Here is a 14,636-nt window from a genome sequence, read left to right on the forward strand (position 1 = left end):
GCGGGCATGAGCCCAGGAAGCTTAGCCCGCTCCGTGCCCCGCAGCTACTTCCTCCCCGGCCTTCACCGGTCCCGGCGGAGTTCCCTCGCCGAACGGGCTCCCGCCCAGGGCTTCGCGTCCGTGCGGGGTGAGCCAGCCGGATAGATCGGGTCCGGCGGGGACGATCTGCGTGGGATTAATGTCCTCGTGAACTATGTAGTAGTGCTGCTTGATCTGCACGAAGTCGATGGTGTCCCCGAACCCCGGCGTCTGAAACAGGTCCCGGGCGTAGGCCCAAAGCGCCGGCATCTCGCTGAGCTTGTTCCGGTTGCACTTGAAATGGCCGTGATAGACGGCGTCGAAGCGCGCCAACGTGGTGAAGAGCCGGACATCGGCCTCGGTAATGGAATCGCCCACCAGGTACCTCTGCCCCGCCAGCCGCTCCTCGAGCCAGTCCAAAGCGTTCCAGAGCCGGGTATAGGCGGCGTCGTACGCTTCCTGGGATCCGGCGAATCCGCACCTGTAGACGCCGTTGTTGACCTCGGTAAAGACGCGTTTGTTGACCGTGTCGATTTCCTCGCGCAAGTGCTCCGGGTACAGCTGCGGTGCGCCCGGACGGTGGAATTCTGTCCATTCCGAGGAGAAATCGAGGGTGATCTGCGGGAAGTTATTGGTCACCACCTGGCCACTCGGGATGTCCACAAGCGCCGGAACCGTGATGCCCCGCGGGTAGTCCGGGAAACGGCGGAAGAATGCTTCCTGGAGGCGTTCTATGCCGAGCACGGGATCTTTGCCGTCGGGGTCCAGGTCAAAAGTCCAGGAGCGTGCGTCGTGGGTGGGGCCGGGCTGGCCGAGGCTGATGACGTCCTCAAGGCCCAGCAGCCTGCGCACAATGACAGCGCGGTTGGCCCACGGGCACGCCCTTGCTGCGATCAATCGGTACCGCCCCGGCTCAACAGGCCAGCCAGGCTCGCCGTTGGGTCCGGCGGCACCGTCGCGGGTGATCCTGTCCTCGATGTAATTGGTGTCCCGGGTGAACTCACTGCCGGTGACGTACGCCCCGCGGGTGCTGTGTTCTTCGACTTCGCTGGTCTTCTCACTCATGACTTCACACTATGCCCCGGATCTGGACATTCTCCAGACAACTCCCTCCGTTCCAGACAAGCATCGTCTTGAAGCCGGCGGTACCGCTATAATAAAACATCCCTAAAGGGCTATAAGCGATGTTTTAAGAAGGCTGGTTATGGCGAAGCGTAGCGTCCCCCTTCGTCCTCATGTTCAGGACGCCCTAACCGTGTGGGGGCAACTCATCCGCCAAGGACGAACAGAACGAAAATGGACCGCAAAGGAACTGGCGGCTCGTGCGAATGTCTCGGAGCAGACGGTACTCGCAGCTGAGGCCGGCAGCCGCGGTGCGGCCGTAGGCACCATGATGGAACTCGCGGACCTCGTAGGCGTTCCCATCTTCGGTATTGAAGACCGTGCAGAGCTGGCGATTCGTCGTCAGCGTGGGGAGGAGATGCTGGCTCTCCTACCCAGCCGTGTGCGCCGACCGAAGAGCAGGAGTGTCGATGACGATTTCTGACGAGCTCTACGTTTGGATTTGGCTGCCGGGCGGAACCGAGCCTGTGGTAGCCGGGAGGGTGGAGCAATCCGGGCCGCTCGTCACGTTCATCTACGGCCTGAATTACAGATCCCGCCCGGACGCTATCAGCCTGTTCGCCCCTGAGCTTCCCCTTCGGCCAGGAGTGCAGGAGCCTTCAGACGGACTGAGCATCGCTGGCGTTCTCAGGGATGGCAGCCCCGATAGGTGGGGTCGCGGTGTCATTGAGAGGAGGCGGAATGTTGCCCCAAACTCCCTTAGCGAGATCGACTACATGCTGAGTTCGGGTTCGAACCGCTTCGGCGCTTTGGACTTCCAAGTTGATCGGGATGAGTACGTGGCCAGGGATGACTCGGCAACCTTGGACGAGTTGCACAGGGCCGCCACCATCCTCGATGAAGGCGGCGAGCTTTCGGCAAGTCTTGAGGCAGCCATGATTCATGGCACCAGCCTCGGAGGTGCGCGTCCCAAGGCGACGCTCACTGAGGATGACGGGAGCGAGTGGCTCGCAAAGTTCTCCTCGTCCGACGACCGCGTTTTTTCGGTGGTAAACGCTGAGGGGGCGATGCTTGAACTAGCCCGGCGCGCCGGTTTGAACGTGGCCGATAGCAAGGTTGTGCTGTCTCTCGGACGGGAAGTCCTTCTTGTCCAGCGATTCGACCGTGACGGGGCGGGTGGGAGACGCCACGCAGTGTCGGGCCTGACCATGGCCCAGACGGACGAGATGTACGCACGGTACGTGTCATACCCCCAGATCCTTGATGTGCTCCGCGAGTACGCCAAGGATGCCACCAAGCCAGGACCAGAGCTGTTTCAACGCATCGCGATGAATATTGCCATTAGCAACAACGACGATCACGCGCGAAATCACGCGGCGTTCTGGGACGGGAAACATTTGGAACTGACACCGGCTTACGATCTGGCCCCAGGGCAGAGGTCCGGCGATACTTTCGAACAGGCGATGCGTTACGGACGCGGTGATCGCGGCGCGAAGGTCTCCAACTTCGCAGCTTTGGTGGGCGAGTCCGAGACATACGGGCTCAGCGCAGCACAAGGCCGGGAGATTATTGACAATCTCGTGTCGAGTATCCGTGACAATTGGGACGCTGCTGCCGATATTGCACGGCTGGGTAGGGCAGACAAACAGAGGCTCTGGGAAAAGCAGGTGCTCCCGAGAGCGGCGTTTTTCGACTATGAACCTGACCAGCTGTAGCGGTGAAGGACGCACGGGCTACCCACGTAGACTGGCATGATGCGGCTCGTAGCAAGCGATATTGACGGCACCATCCTCGGTCACGACGGCAAAATCAGTGACCGCACCATCAAGGCATTCCAGGCGTGCCGCGACGCAGGGGTGGAACTCGTCTTCGTCACGGGTCGCCCGCCGCGCTGGTTGTACCCGTTGCAGGAGCAGTTGGGTCACAGCGGGATCGTGATCTGTTCTAATGGCGCCGTGGTGTGGGATCTCGAATCTGAGAAGGCACTGTCCTCGTCTGTCCTTGATGCCGGGTCCGTTTTTGAAGCGCGCCGCATCATCAAATCCATCCGGCCCGATGCACTCTTCGCTGTTGAGACCCTCACGGGTTTCCAGCTGGAGCCGGGCTTCATCGAGAACGAAACCAGCGAGCTTCTGGCCGAGTTCACCCCCGCACCGCTTGCCGAGACGCTCACGGCGGATGACGCCGTCGTGAAATTCCTGGCAATAACCCGCAAGGGTACTCCGGACGAGTTCCTGGCCGAGGTCCAGCCGGCGGTGGAGCATCTGGTGAGCACAACGCACTCGGCGCCGCAGACGGCGATGCTGGAGATGTCCGTTCCGGGCATCAACAAGGCCGTCACCCTGGCGAAATACGCTGAGTCCTTGGGGATCGAAGCCGCTGATGTTGTGGCGTTCGGTGACATGCCGAACGACATCGAGATGCTGCGCTGGGCCGGTCACGGTTACGCGATGGCCAGCGGGCACCCTGAGGCCATCCTCGCCGCCGGGCAGCAGGCGCCGCATTTCGACGACGACGGCGTGGCCCAGGTTCTCGAGGCAATGCTGACGGAGCAGCGGGTCTAGTCAGGCGCTGCACTGGTAATGTCCGATTTCCGCCAGCCAGATTCCACACCGGCTGATCGAATGAACTCATGAACTTCGAACATCACCAAACGGCCGCCCACTTCCGATCCCTTCACACGAGCCAAAAGCCCTTGGCGTTGAGCAACGCCTGGGACGTGGCCAGCGCCGTCGTTACTGCGGCAGCCGGTGCGACCGCTGTTGCCACTACCAGTGCGGGCGTCGCTTGGTCGTTGGGCCTGCCCGACGGCGACCGGCTGGACCGGGAGCGCGCCGTGGCCGTAGTTGCCGGCATCGTGGAGGCCGTCAACGTACCCGTCACTGCGGACATCGAGGGCGGATTCTCCGAAACGCTCGAGGGAATCGCTACGACAGTCGCCGGGATTCTTGAAGCCGGTGCGGTGGGAATCAACATGGAGGACGGCTCCAGGCGCCCGGAGGAATTCTGCGCCAGGATTTCGGCAGCGCGGGATGCCGCACGGAGCGCAGGCCGCGACCTGTTCATCAATGCACGCACAGATGTCTTCCTGGCCGGTGCCGGCACTGTTGAGGAGCAGATCGAGGAAGTCCTGGCCCGGGCAGAAAAGTACATTGAGGCAGGTGCCGACGGCATCTTCGTCCCAGGAGCATCAGAGGCAGGGACCATCGCCGCCCTGACAGCCGGGATTTCCGTCCCCGTCAATGTCATGGTGGGGGCGGGATCGCTCAGCGTTGGTGAGCTTGGAAAGCTGGGCGTGGGCCGGGTCAGCCTGGGATCCAGCATCGCCCAAGCCGCTTACGCTGTGGCGCAACGGGCAACTGAAGAGCTGAACACTACGGGCACGTACACCACGGTGGCGGAAGCCTTGGATTACGGCTTCCTCAATGGCTTGATGGACTCGTCGACGAAGAACTGAGGGGCCTCCCCATCACTGCAAGGGCAGTCCATTCACCAGCGGGGAACCCAGCAGCGTACTGACTCACGGTATCGCTGGAACTCGGCGCCGAACCGATGCTCCAAGTCCGCTTCTTCGTGCGGCCTTACAGCGTAATTCCACAGCAGCGAGCCGAGCACCGCGTAGGCAACCACCAACCACGAGCCCAGCATCATGCCCACGGCTGCTCCTTGGGAAATGCCGGCCACGGCCATCGGGTTCCGGACCCACTTGTATGGCCCGGCGATCACCAGTCGGTTGGGCATGGAGGAGGGCAGCGGGGTGCCGCCTCCCGTGGAGGACATGGTCACCGCCGAAGCAATGCCCAGGAAACTGGCCAGCACCAGCAAGGCCAGCCCTGTAGGCGCCGCCGCGGAGGGGAACGTCACGGCAACCTGCCAGCGCTGCTCGAGCCACGAAAGCAATGACGGCACTACCACCAGGAAGAATCCCCAGAAGAGAACCAACTGACCCATGGTTGCCGCCACGTTGGCTGCCGTGCCGCGGTGGGTGGATGCCGGCCGGAACGCGAACGGTCCCTGCACGATCAGTCCCGTCGGCACCCGGCCCCGCACCAGAAAGAACAAGGCGATAACTGAACAGGCGGCGGCGGCAAGCATGATCAGGACGCCCCACCCTGCTTCAGTAGTGATGGTGCCGTAGGCGGCCAAGGCGATCGCAACGAGGACCGTCCAGCCGGTGGCCACGGCGGCTGCAGCCCTGACGCCGAAGGCCGCCACACCGGAGCCGATGACGAACAGTGGAACGTCAAAGGCCGCCACAAGTACGGGGTCCAGGCTGCCGAGCGTAGCCCCGCGCACCGCCGGCGACAGGAAAACGGCAATCCACCACGCCAGTCCAGCCCCGGCCTGCACAGCGAAGTAAACCCGCCCCCATAGTTGAGCCGCCCGAGCCCCCTGCGCCCCCACGGTCACGGGTGCCGCACACCCTCACCGGCCAGCAAAGCCCGGTAGCCCTCTTTGTAGGTGGGGAAGGTGGGTTGGAAGCCGGTGGCCCGCAGGCGTTCGTTGGAACAGCGTTTGTCGCCGGGGCCGGCGTCGGACGCGTCGCCGGGTGCCGCCGTCGGGGGTTCCGGGCAGTGAAGTTCAGCGGCCAGGAACCGCATGACGTCCCCCATTTCGGCTGCCAGGTCATCGACGCCAACATAGACGGATTCCGGAGCGGCCTCCATGGTGGTGAGGTGCACGATCATTGCCGCGGCGTCGTCCCTGTGGACGCGGTTGGTGTGCCGCGGTTGGGCGGGGATCACGGCTTTGCCGCTGCGGACCTGGTCGATTAGCCGGGTTCGACCCGGCCCATAAATTCCACCCAGCCGCAGGGAGATGGACTCGCTGCTGGTTCCGCGCGTCCGGCTGAACAGCAGCTCTTCCGCTTCCACCAGGACCTTGCCGCTGAACCGTGTGGGCTCAGTGGGCGTCGACTCGTCCACAACAGCCCCACCTGAGTCCTTGTACACAGCCGTGGAGGAGACGAACAGGATCCGTCGTGGCTCGATCGCTTGCCGCTCCAGTGCATCCAGGACGTTCTTAACCCCGTTCAAGTACGCCGCGCGGTACGCCTCTTCCGTGGAGGAATCCGCTGCAACAGCCACCACAACAATGTCCACGTCCCCGGGCAGTTCCGGCACGGAGGCAGAGATGTCGGCGAACATGCCGTGGATCCCGGCAGGCAGCTTTTCGGGGGAGCGGCGCAGGCCCACCACGTCATGTCCCGCAGCGGCGAAACGCAGTCCAACTTCGGTTCCAAGGTCGCCGCAGCCGGCAATCAACACAGTCATTCCCCCAGTTTGCCAGCACGCAGTGTCACCCAGTTCCCAGCTTCCATACAACCGGCGTTCAACTTGGCTCCGTAGGCTTCCAGCCAAGAACTCGTTTGCACGGTGAAATTTGCACGGTTAAATCGTCTCGTTGAAATGTGTAGGGGAAATCATGGCCAAGCGTCGGATCAGCAGCATCAATACCGCGCCTTTGCGACGGATCGAACCGGACCACCATTGGCGTTCGCTGCGCCAGGGTGACCGCGTCAACATCACCTTGATGCCCGGCTACGAATCGTCCGGGGTGGTGGATGCCGTCACCGGTGATGCCACTGCAGTGTGGGTGGAGCTCGACGGCGGCCGCGGCCGCACGCTGGTCCACGTCAGCGACGGCGTTGCGATCGTTCCACAACCGACGACGGCGGCGGTTCCGCAGGAGTCCTAGCCGCACCTTGGCAATGGGCTACGCTACGGGAGTGACGCTGCCCTATTTCCTTCGCAAGGACGGTTCGGTGGGCCCTTTGGCTTTCGCCCACCGGGGTTTCTCCTTGAATGGCCTGGAGAATTCCATGTCCGCCTTCCGTGCCGCTGTGGACCTTGGGACGGTGCACCTGGAGACGGATGTCCACACCACCGCGGACGGGGTATTGCTGGTATTCCATGACTCTTCCCTGGACCGGGTGACGGATTCCGTGGGCAGGATTTCCGAGCTCACGGCCGCCCAGGTCGCGGCTGCCCGGATTGGCGGGGTGGAGCCGGTGCCAACTTTTGAGGAGCTTGTCACTTCCTTGCCGGGTGCCCGGCTGAACCTGGACGTTAAGGATTGGAACTCCGTGGGCCCGATGGCTACGGCAATCGAGAAGCACGGCATCCACGACAGGGTTTTGGTCACCAGTTTCTCGGACAGGCGACGGCGGGCCGTCCTGTCCAGGCTTTCGCGGCGTGCAGCGTCCTCGGCTGGCAGCTCCTTGACCGCGCTCTTCGTCCTTCTGGGCCCAGTACTTCCTGCCGCTGTGGCACGCAAGCTGCTCTCCGGCGTCGACGTCTTCCAGGTTCCCGTCCGGTACGGCCGCTTGCCCGTGGTGACGCCGGGACTTATCCGTCGTGCCCACCGGCTGGGACGGCAGGTGCATGTGTGGACCATCAACGAGCCGGGGGAAATGGAACGGCTGCTGGACCTGGGCGTTGACGGGCTGGTGTCGGACCGGTTGGACCTGCTCAAGGAAGTCCTGGTACGCCGCGGCCAGTGGGTCTAGGACCCCCGCCGAGTTGGCATTTGATGACAATCCCAGGCGCCCACATTGCCGTTAAATGCCACCTCGGCGGGGCTGGTTCCGGGTTTCGATAGCGGCTGGCCGGACTTGACTGGCACGGATTCTCTCCAGATCGAACTTATTGCTGCGATCGAAGGTGAAGATGCCGTTCTTCTCCTGGAAAACGTCCGTCAGTTGGGTGTAGCAATAACCGAACATGTCCGGGTTTTCCAGCAGCACAGAGCAGAGCCCGTCAAAGCGGGTGTAGAACTCTTCTTCGCTGCTGACCCGCTGGCCGTATCCCCATGAAGAGGAGACGTCGCTTCCGTCCACAGCCTGCCGTGCCTCAACTTCGTTCCACCAGATTCCGCCGAATTCCGAGACGAAGTACGGTTGGCCGGCGTAGGGCACTGAATACTCCTGGCCGTCCGCCGTCCGGTTGATGTACGGCTTGCCGTCAGCGAGGCCCTGCTGTTCCAGGCGGAAGCGGTCCGGGTCCTGCTCATAGGAGTGGGAATCGTAGATGTCGGTTTCCCGGATGCGGTGCGAGTAGCCGGAGGCGTCGACGACCGGGCGCGTGGGATCGGCGAGCTTGGTGGCCAGGAACATGGCTTCGGTGACGTCATCCAGCACGGTGGGGCGATCATGCATCACTTGGTGGGTCTCGTTGAGCGGGCACCAGCCAATGATGGAGGGATGGTTGAAATCGCGCTTCAGGACTTCCAACCATTGAGCCACGAAACTGGCTGTGGGCTTTTGGTTGTGCCCCACGGTTCCTCCGCCGGAAACTCCCCAGTCTCCAAACTCGCCCCACACCAGGTAGCCGAGCCGGTCAGCGTGATAGAGGAAGCGCTCCTCGAAGACTTTCTGGTGCAGCCGGGCGCCGTTGAAGCCTGCAGCCATGGACAACTCGATGTCCTTGACCAACGCAGCGTCGTCCGGCGAGGTCATGAGCGATTCGGGCCAGTAGCCCTGGTCCAGGATCAGTCGCTGGAAGACAGCCTTGCCGTTGATGCGGACAACCTTGCCGTCCAGGGCAACCGAACGGACCGCCGCGTAGCTGCTGACTTGGTCAACCACAGTGCCGGAGGAGTCCCGCACGCTGACCTCGAGGTCGTAGAGGAACGGGTCTTCGATGGACCAGGGGCGCAGGGATTCTTCGGGGATGGTCAGGCGGAGAGATGGCGTGAGATCCAGGTCCGCTTTTGCCTTGGCCTCAACACGTACATCGCCCTTGTCGCTGAGGACGGCCGTAACGGTATGTGCGCTTCGATTCCGGCTGACGGGCACTTCCACGGTGATGCTGGAATCTGCAAGGTTGGGCGTAATCCGGAGGCGTTTGATGTGCACCTCGGGCACGGCCTCCATCCATACCGTCTGCCAAATCCCGGTGGTGCGGGTGTACTGGCAGTGGGTGTTGTTGTACCACGTGGCCTGCTTTCCGCGGGCCTGCATTTCGTGCCGGGAATCCCTGGCCCGCACCACAATTACCGCTTCCGTACCGGGCTCGGCCACGCCTCCGAGGTCCGCGGTGAACGGCGTAAAACCGCCGCGGTGCCGGGCAACTTCAACCCCGTTCACCCACACGGTGGCGTCGTGGTCTACGGCCCCAAAGTGCAGCAGTACGTTCTGCCCGGTCCACTCCTGCGGAATGCTCACTGTCCGTCGGTACCAGACGGCTTCCATGAAATCGACGTGCTCGATCCCCGAAAGGGCGGATTCAGGTGCGAACGGAACCAGGATCTCGCTGTTGAGTTCGCGGGTGGTGAGGCCGCGCTCCAAACCGGAGTCACCGGCGTCGATCTCGAAACTCCAGGTGCCGTTCAGGTTCAGCCAGTTTTCACGGACCAATTGTGGGCGGGGGTGCTCGGGCTTGGGCATGGTGGACGTCACATTTTGGCTCACACTCAAAAACCTAACGCGAGATGGGGTTGAGTACCACCGGCCGCCGCGCGAGGATAAGGGACGTGACCCGATTCCGTTTAGCCATCCTGGACGATTACCAGCAGGTCTCCGGCGATTATGCCCCGTGGGACTCACTGCTCGACGACGGCGTAAAGGTGAGCGTGTTCAGCGCACCTTTCGTCTCGGCAGAGCAGGCCGTGGCCGCCTTGGCGCCGTTCGACATCATTGTGGCGATGCGCGAGCGAACCCGCTTCCCGCAGGATGTCCTTGAGGCCCTGCCCAACCTGAAGCTGCTGGTCACTACTGGCATGGCGAATGCAGCCATTGACCTGGAGGCAGCGGCAGAGCGGGGAATCGTGGTGTGCGGGACAAGTGGATCGCCGGCCGCTGCGCCCGAACTGACGTGGGCTTTGCTGATGGCCTTTGCCCGGAACCTGACGGTGGAGGAGAACTCGCTGCGCGCCGGGGGCTGGCAGACCGGCGTCGGCTTTGAGCTTGAAGGCAAGACGCTGGGAATCGTGGGCCTGGGCAAGATCGGCACGCGGATGGCTGGTTATGCCAAGGCGTTCGGTATGGACGTCCTCGCGTGGAGCCAAAACCTCACGGCCGACGCCGCAGAGGCAGCCGGTGCCCGGAAGGTCAGCAAAGAGGAACTGTTCCGTGAGTCCGACGTCGTGACGCTCCACCTCCGGTTGTCCGAGCGGACAGAGGGAATCGTGGGGGCCAAGGAACTGCGCTTGCTCGGACCCGAAGGCGTACTGGTCAATACTGCGCGTGGTCCTTTGGTGGATGAGGCTGCGCTGATCCAGGCGCTGGAAGAGGGGTGGATCCGCGGAGCTGCGCTGGATGTGTTCGACGATGAACCCCTTCCGGGAGGCCATGCGTTGCTTCATTCCTCGCGGACGGTCCTCTCGCCGCATATCGGTTACGTGACGCATGAGAGTTACCGCCAGTTCTATGGCGGGGCTTTTGAAGATGTGAAGGGGTGGCTGGACGGGGCCCCGGTCCGGGTGATCAACGGGTAGTTCCGGCGCCCACATTACGCGTGGGCAAGCGCTTTCCGAGCAAAGCTGGCAAGATGGACCCATGCGTATCCTCATCGCCCCGGACAAGTTCAAGGGATCACTGACCGCCGCCGAAGCCGCGTCAGCCATGGCCGAAGGCGCCCTCCGTGTTTACCCTGACGCCGTGACCACCCAGTTCCCGGTGGCCGACGGCGGTGAAGGCACCCTGGATGCGGCCATCGCCGCCGGATATGAGGAGCGGAACAACGCTGTTGTCGGCCCGATCCTGAAGCCGGTGGGAGCATCATGGGCCATCCGGAAAGACGCCTTCGGCGGGGCCAGTGTTGTCATTGAGACCGCCATGGCTTCCGGCCTTGCGCACATGGAACCCACTCCGGAGAATTCGCTCCGCGCCCACAGCTACGGCTGCGGCCAGCTGATCGCCGCAGCCCTGGACGCAGGTGCCACCGAAATCGTCCTCGGCTTGGGCGGTTCGGCAATGTCCGACGCCGGCAGTGGAGCCTTGCGTGCTTTGGGGCTCAAACCCCTTGATGCGGCCGGGAACGTGGTGCCGCTCGGGGGAGGTTCCTTGGTGGACGTCGTGGCCCTGGACGCCTCCGAACTGGATCCGCGACTGTCCGCCGTGAAGTTCCGGATCGCCGTCGACGTTCAAAATCCGCTCTACGGGCCCGAAGGTGCGGCGCATGTTTTTGGTCCGCAGAAGGGTGCGGACGAGGATGCGGTGGAGAAGCTCGACGCCGGTCTACGCAACTGGGCGTCGCTCCTTCGGGAAGCAACTGGCCGCGATGTGAACGTACCTGGTGCGGGAGCGGCAGGCGGGTTCCCGGCGTCGTTCCTTGCCTTCACCGACTCCGCCCTGGAAGGTGGCTTCGCGCTGGTCGCGGGACTGACGGGCTTGGCCAAGCACCTCGGCGAGGCTGACTTGGTCATCACCGGTGAGGGTTCCATGGACGAGCAGTCACTTACCGGGAAGGCCCCTATCGCCTTGGCCGATGCTGCCAGCGTTCACGGGATCCCCGTCATCGCCGTGGCGGGGCGAATTACTGTCACACCTGAGGACCTGGCCAAGCACGGCATTGTTGCCGCCGCCCAATTGCTGGACGTCGCACAGCGCAAAGACGGCGTCCCGGATGTGGCGGACGCCGTGGCCAACGCGGCGAAGTACCTCGCGTGGGCTACCAGCCAGGTCCTTGAAGGGGCGTAACTACTGCCGGTAGCCCTCTACTTCGCTGACGGGCCTTGGCTCGGCTTCGTCCGGGTTCTCTCCGGCGTCCTTCTTGGCGCGGCGTTGGCGGAGCAGGTCCCAGCATTGGTCCAGTTGGGCCTCAAGGTGGGCCAAGCGGGCGCGGTTGTCGTCGCCGTCGTGTTCTGATCCTGCGGAGTCGCGGAGGCGGTGCTCCTCCTCGACCAGTGACTGGATGCGTTCCAAAAGATCCTGGTTGTCCATTACCTGTCTCCTTGCGGTTGGGTTGTTGGATTGCGGTTATCTCGAAAGTAGTCCTGTGCGTGCAGTGCGTCTACCGGTGCCTGGCGGCATACTTGGGACATGGAATTCACAACCACGATCGTGGGCGATGGAAACAAGGCGGGCATCGAGGTTCCCCCGGAGGTGGTGGATGCCCTCGGTGCCGGCAAGCGACCCCCGGTGGTGGTGACCATCAACGGTAAGCGCTACCGCAGCAGCATCGCGGTGATGGCCGGGAAATACATGGTGGGCGTCAGCTCGGCGAACCGTGAGCTCACCGGCGTTGCCGCAGGTGACACGGTGGGTGTTGGCCTTGAAGTGGATACCGAGCCCCGTGTGGTGGAGGTGCCAGATGACCTGGCTGCCGCCCTGGACGCTGAACCCGAGGCAAAGACCTTCTACGGAACACTCAACTACAGTGCCCAACGGCGTTACGTTGAACCGATCGCCGATGCCAAGACCGAGGAAACGCGTGCGCGGCGAATTGCCAAGGTGGTCGCGGATTTGAAAGCCGGCAAGAAGTAGCACTTCAGGCCGGACCGTTTGCCCGGGCGATGGTTACTGCCTCTTCAATGCCCCTGGTCCAAGGCTCGCCGTGCCCGGGAAGCACCAGGCCGGCCCGGGTGTCCGCCAACTGCTTGAGTGATGCAAGGTTCAGTGCGCTGTCCGCAGTGGCTGCCCCGGCAACGATCCTCGGCCCGGTCCGTTGCGTGTAGGGATCCATGGTGACCAAGGCGTCGCCGCTGAACAGGATTCCGCGTTCCCTAAGGGAGGGCCATGGAGGTCCAGCAAGCATGAAGGCGCTCTCGCGGGCGGTCGAAGAAATTGCGGCGGGGATCGCCTAGCCACCCGGTAGGAAAAGGGGCAGCCCAAGGCGCCACCGAAAGGCTCTTACCCTCGAGGCGGAGTTGCGCTATCTTATTCCCACCTGCGTCGGGCTGGCTGGGGAGCGCACGCCACGTCACAACAAATCGAGGTAACACAATGCGAATCAAACTTCTCTCCGCTGCCCTCTGTGTAGGTGCGCTGACGGCGTTGTCGGCCACACCGGCTTTCGCCGCAGGACAAGTGGAACGCGGCCCGGATAACGCCAATTCCATTTGCTCGTATTCGGGTCAGAACGACACCCCCAATGCCGCCGCTCCCGAGGGCGGCAGGGTGCAGTCCTACGGTCAGCTGGTCCGCCAGGGACTCAAGGCAGACCTGGCTGCGGCCGGGGAATCGCCCAGCCAGCTGTGCAACGGACACCGGCTTCCCTGGCAGGAAGTGACCGGTAGCCACTGACCCTGGCTCCATCAGCATCAGGGGCCTCCCGCAGGATCAATTCGGCGGGAGGCACCTCTTGCTGGCCAACCGCCCTCAGGCGAGTGCCGGCGTCGTCGATGCTTTCCGCGCGATCAGCGTGACTCCTGCCGCAGACCCAAGGAAGACGGCACCCAGGATGCCCCAACCCAACGCTCCATGTTCGACGACGGTGGCGGTCACCACGAGCGGTGCGAGCATGGCTCCGAGGGCAGATCCCATACCGAACATTCCTTGGTAAGCCCCTGCCTGGAGCGGGTCGGCGAGCTCAAAACTCAGTCCCCACGCACCCGCCTGCGACAGAATCTCCGCAAACGAGTGCAGGAGCGCGGCGCCGCACAGGAGGGACACGGCCGCCACCACCGGGACTCCTCCCGCCGTCGCGTAGAGCACGCAAGCCAGGGCCATGAGCACGCCGCCCGTCATGACGATCTTTCCTGCGCGCCGTGGGTCGTGCGTGCCGCGGGAGAGCGGGACTTGCAGGAGAACGACACACAGCGTGTTGATGACCAGAATGACGGATATCAGGACATCCGGCGCGCTGGTGTCCTGCGAAATCCACAGCGGCACGCCCATTTCGGCAAGGCCGAACTGCATGCCAAAGATACCGGACAGGACTGTCAGGACCAGATAGCGGCGGTCCCGAAAGGGGGAGACGCGTCGCTGCGGAAGCGGGCTGGCCGGGTCATGGCGCGGTGCGTCCACGCGGGTGGGGAGGCGGCGCAGGTGCAGCGCGCTGAGGAGGTAGACCACGCCGGCGCCGATCATCATTGCCCGGAAGGCTTCGGCAGTTCCAGCCAGCAGCGCGAGTCCGGCGATCATGCCTCCCAGTGCGATACCAAGATTCGTTACTGTGCGGAGGACCGCGCGGGCGTTCACACGGTTCGGACCCTCGAAGGCCCGGGCAATGATCGCCGAACGCGTGGCGTTCGCACCCCGGTTCACGCCCACCGCGATACAGGCAATCACGACGGCGGTGCTGAAGTTCGCAGCGAACGTATAGGTCGCGATCGCGAGACCTTCAATGGCGACCATGCCCACCAGGAGTCGACGGGCGGAAAAGCGGTCAGCGAGCCGGCCGCCGATATAGGACGTCGCGACTCCCACGCCGCTGGAAACCGAGAGGATCACGGCGATTTCCACGGCGCTCAGCCCAGCGAAACGGCTGAAATATAGAACCGTCAACGTGAGGAAGATGCCGCGTCCTACTGTTGCGACGAGGATGGCAGAAGCGAGGATCCTGAGGGTGGGGTCAGAGAGCGCCATGCGGAGGCTGTGCTCTGCGGCTGGGGCAGCGGTTGCGGAGGATTTGGTCACCCCATAGTTCTGTCACCCACGGACGGCGCGCGGTATT

General features: G+C 63.5%; 17 protein-coding genes. 10 read left to right on the forward strand and 7 right to left on the reverse strand.

Translation table 11 applies throughout. From position 1 onward, the window contains the following. Positions 1-21: 21 nt before the first annotated feature. Positions 22-1,083 carry a glutathione S-transferase family protein gene (locus tag LDN85_RS00300; RefSeq protein ID WP_026547225.1) on the reverse strand — a complete coding sequence of 354 codons (1,062 nt, stop codon included), beginning with the start codon at positions 1,081-1,083 and terminating at the stop codon, positions 22-24. A 139-nt stretch (positions 1,084-1,222) separates the two neighbouring features. Between LDN85_RS00300 and LDN85_RS00305 the strand changes: the two genes are divergently transcribed. The 4 genes from LDN85_RS00305 to LDN85_RS00320 all read left to right on the forward strand — a co-directional run bounded on the left by LDN85_RS00305 (position 1,223) and on the right by LDN85_RS00320 (position 4,537). Next, entirely contained in the window at positions 1,223-1,564 is a 342-nt protein-coding gene (locus tag LDN85_RS00305; protein ID WP_223944296.1) for a helix-turn-helix transcriptional regulator, read from the forward strand. Next, positions 1,551-2,795 (forward strand): HipA domain-containing protein, encoded by a 1,245-nt coding sequence (locus LDN85_RS00310; RefSeq protein WP_043432592.1) that lies wholly within the window; start codon positions 1,551-1,553, stop codon positions 2,793-2,795. Before LDN85_RS00305 ends, LDN85_RS00310 begins: the two co-directional genes overlap by 14 nt. 39 nt (positions 2,796-2,834) lie before the next feature. Continuing rightward, positions 2,835-3,644: an HAD family hydrolase gene (locus LDN85_RS00315; RefSeq protein WP_026547224.1), complete on the forward strand. Its 810-nt coding sequence runs from the start codon at positions 2,835-2,837 to the stop codon at positions 3,642-3,644. Positions 3,645-3,712: 68 nt separating this feature from the next. Next, the gene (locus tag LDN85_RS00320; RefSeq protein WP_223944297.1) at positions 3,713-4,537 is read left to right on the forward strand and encodes an isocitrate lyase/phosphoenolpyruvate mutase family protein; all 825 of its coding nucleotides are present in this window, start codon (positions 3,713-3,715) and stop codon (positions 4,535-4,537) included. Between the two features lie 32 nt (positions 4,538-4,569). On the opposite strand, the gene LDN85_RS00325 is transcribed toward LDN85_RS00320, so the two are convergent. Further along, positions 4,570-5,430, reverse strand: a complete 861-nt coding sequence (locus tag LDN85_RS00325; protein ID WP_223944298.1) for an isoprenylcysteine carboxylmethyltransferase family protein — start codon at positions 5,428-5,430, stop codon at positions 4,570-4,572. A gap of 56 nt (positions 5,431-5,486) precedes the next feature. Beyond that, positions 5,487-6,353: an SDR family oxidoreductase gene (locus LDN85_RS00330; protein WP_263422076.1), complete on the reverse strand. Its 867-nt coding sequence runs from the start codon at positions 6,351-6,353 to the stop codon at positions 5,487-5,489. Between the two features lie 151 nt (positions 6,354-6,504). Between LDN85_RS00330 and LDN85_RS00335 the strand changes: the two genes are divergently transcribed. Both LDN85_RS00335 and LDN85_RS00340 read left to right on the forward strand, forming a co-directional pair. Further along, complete coding sequence (locus LDN85_RS00335; protein ID WP_026540953.1) at positions 6,505-6,777, forward strand: hypothetical protein; 273 nt, start codon at positions 6,505-6,507, stop codon at positions 6,775-6,777. A 13-nt stretch (positions 6,778-6,790) separates the two neighbouring features. Beyond that, a complete protein-coding gene (locus tag LDN85_RS00340) occupies positions 6,791-7,588 on the forward strand; it encodes a glycerophosphodiester phosphodiesterase (protein WP_091550465.1) in 798 nt (265 codons plus the stop codon). A 51-nt stretch (positions 7,589-7,639) separates the two neighbouring features. Here the strand turns inward: LDN85_RS00340 and LDN85_RS00345 are convergent, their stop codons facing one another. Beyond that, a complete protein-coding gene (locus LDN85_RS00345; RefSeq protein WP_223945509.1) occupies positions 7,640-9,478 on the reverse strand; it encodes a sugar-binding domain-containing protein in 1,839 nt (612 codons plus the stop codon). Positions 9,479-9,552: 74 nt separating this feature from the next. Between LDN85_RS00345 and LDN85_RS00350 the strand changes: the two genes are divergently transcribed. Both LDN85_RS00350 and LDN85_RS00355 read left to right on the forward strand, forming a co-directional pair. Beyond that, positions 9,553-10,515, forward strand: a complete 963-nt coding sequence (locus tag LDN85_RS00350; protein WP_223944299.1) for a D-2-hydroxyacid dehydrogenase family protein — start codon at positions 9,553-9,555, stop codon at positions 10,513-10,515. A 61-nt stretch (positions 10,516-10,576) separates the two neighbouring features. Then, on the forward strand, positions 10,577-11,719 hold the full coding sequence (locus LDN85_RS00355; protein ID WP_223944300.1) for a glycerate kinase: 1,143 nt from the start codon (positions 10,577-10,579) through the stop codon (positions 11,717-11,719). Here LDN85_RS00355 and LDN85_RS00360 read toward each other — a convergent pair whose 3' ends face one another. Then, the gene (locus LDN85_RS00360) at positions 11,720-11,962 is read right to left on the reverse strand and encodes a DUF2630 family protein (RefSeq protein WP_026540948.1); all 243 of its coding nucleotides are present in this window, start codon (positions 11,960-11,962) and stop codon (positions 11,720-11,722) included. Between the two features lie 99 nt (positions 11,963-12,061). Here LDN85_RS00360 and LDN85_RS00365 point away from each other — a divergent pair, with 99 nt between their 5' ends. Then, positions 12,062-12,505, forward strand: coding sequence for a YdeI/OmpD-associated family protein (locus LDN85_RS00365; protein WP_223944301.1), 444 nt, complete (start codon positions 12,062-12,064; stop codon positions 12,503-12,505). Positions 12,506-12,509: 4 nt separating this feature from the next. Here LDN85_RS00365 and LDN85_RS00370 read toward each other — a convergent pair whose 3' ends face one another. Next, the gene (locus tag LDN85_RS00370) at positions 12,510-12,776 is read right to left on the reverse strand and encodes a hypothetical protein (protein WP_346347055.1); all 267 of its coding nucleotides are present in this window, start codon (positions 12,774-12,776) and stop codon (positions 12,510-12,512) included. Between the two features lie 188 nt (positions 12,777-12,964). Between LDN85_RS00370 and LDN85_RS00375 the strand changes: the two genes are divergently transcribed. Continuing rightward, positions 12,965-13,264, forward strand: a complete 300-nt coding sequence (locus LDN85_RS00375) for a hypothetical protein (RefSeq protein WP_026540944.1) — start codon at positions 12,965-12,967, stop codon at positions 13,262-13,264. 75 nt (positions 13,265-13,339) lie between these two features. On the opposite strand, the gene LDN85_RS00380 is transcribed toward LDN85_RS00375, so the two are convergent. Beyond that, on the reverse strand, positions 13,340-14,599 hold the full coding sequence (locus LDN85_RS00380; RefSeq protein ID WP_223944302.1) for an MFS transporter: 1,260 nt from the start codon (positions 14,597-14,599) through the stop codon (positions 13,340-13,342). Positions 14,600-14,636 lie beyond the last annotated feature (37 nt).

The organism is Arthrobacter sp. StoSoilB20 (assembly GCF_019977295.1).
GTDB lineage: Bacteria > Actinomycetota > Actinomycetes > Actinomycetales > Micrococcaceae > Arthrobacter > Arthrobacter nicotinovorans_A.

Coding starts and splice junctions, on each gene's coding strand:
- LDN85_RS00300 (WP_026547225.1), bottom strand. CDS start 1,083: ATGAGTGAGAAGACCAGCGAAGTCGAAGAACACAGCACCCGCGGGGCG.
- LDN85_RS00305 (WP_223944296.1), top strand. CDS start 1,223: ATGGCGAAGCGTAGCGTCCCCCTTCGTCCTCATGTTCAGGACGCCCTA.
- LDN85_RS00310 (WP_043432592.1), top strand. CDS start 1,551: ATGACGATTTCTGACGAGCTCTACGTTTGGATTTGGCTGCCGGGCGGA.
- LDN85_RS00315 (WP_026547224.1), top strand. CDS start 2,835: ATGCGGCTCGTAGCAAGCGATATTGACGGCACCATCCTCGGTCACGAC.
- LDN85_RS00320 (WP_223944297.1), top strand. CDS start 3,713: ATGAACTTCGAACATCACCAAACGGCCGCCCACTTCCGATCCCTTCAC.
- LDN85_RS00330 (WP_263422076.1), bottom strand. CDS start 6,353: ATGACTGTGTTGATTGCCGGCTGCGGCGACCTTGGAACCGAAGTTGGA.
- LDN85_RS00335 (WP_026540953.1), top strand. CDS start 6,505: ATGGCCAAGCGTCGGATCAGCAGCATCAATACCGCGCCTTTGCGACGG.
- LDN85_RS00340 (WP_091550465.1), top strand. CDS start 6,791: ATGGGCTACGCTACGGGAGTGACGCTGCCCTATTTCCTTCGCAAGGAC.
- LDN85_RS00355 (WP_223944300.1), top strand. CDS start 10,577: ATGCGTATCCTCATCGCCCCGGACAAGTTCAAGGGATCACTGACCGCC.
- LDN85_RS00360 (WP_026540948.1), bottom strand. CDS start 11,962: ATGGACAACCAGGATCTTTTGGAACGCATCCAGTCACTGGTCGAGGAG.
- LDN85_RS00365 (WP_223944301.1), top strand. CDS start 12,062: ATGGAATTCACAACCACGATCGTGGGCGATGGAAACAAGGCGGGCATC.
- LDN85_RS00370 (WP_346347055.1), bottom strand. CDS start 12,776: ATGCTTGCTGGACCTCCATGGCCCTCCCTTAGGGAACGCGGAATCCTG.
- LDN85_RS00375 (WP_026540944.1), top strand. CDS start 12,965: ATGCGAATCAAACTTCTCTCCGCTGCCCTCTGTGTAGGTGCGCTGACG.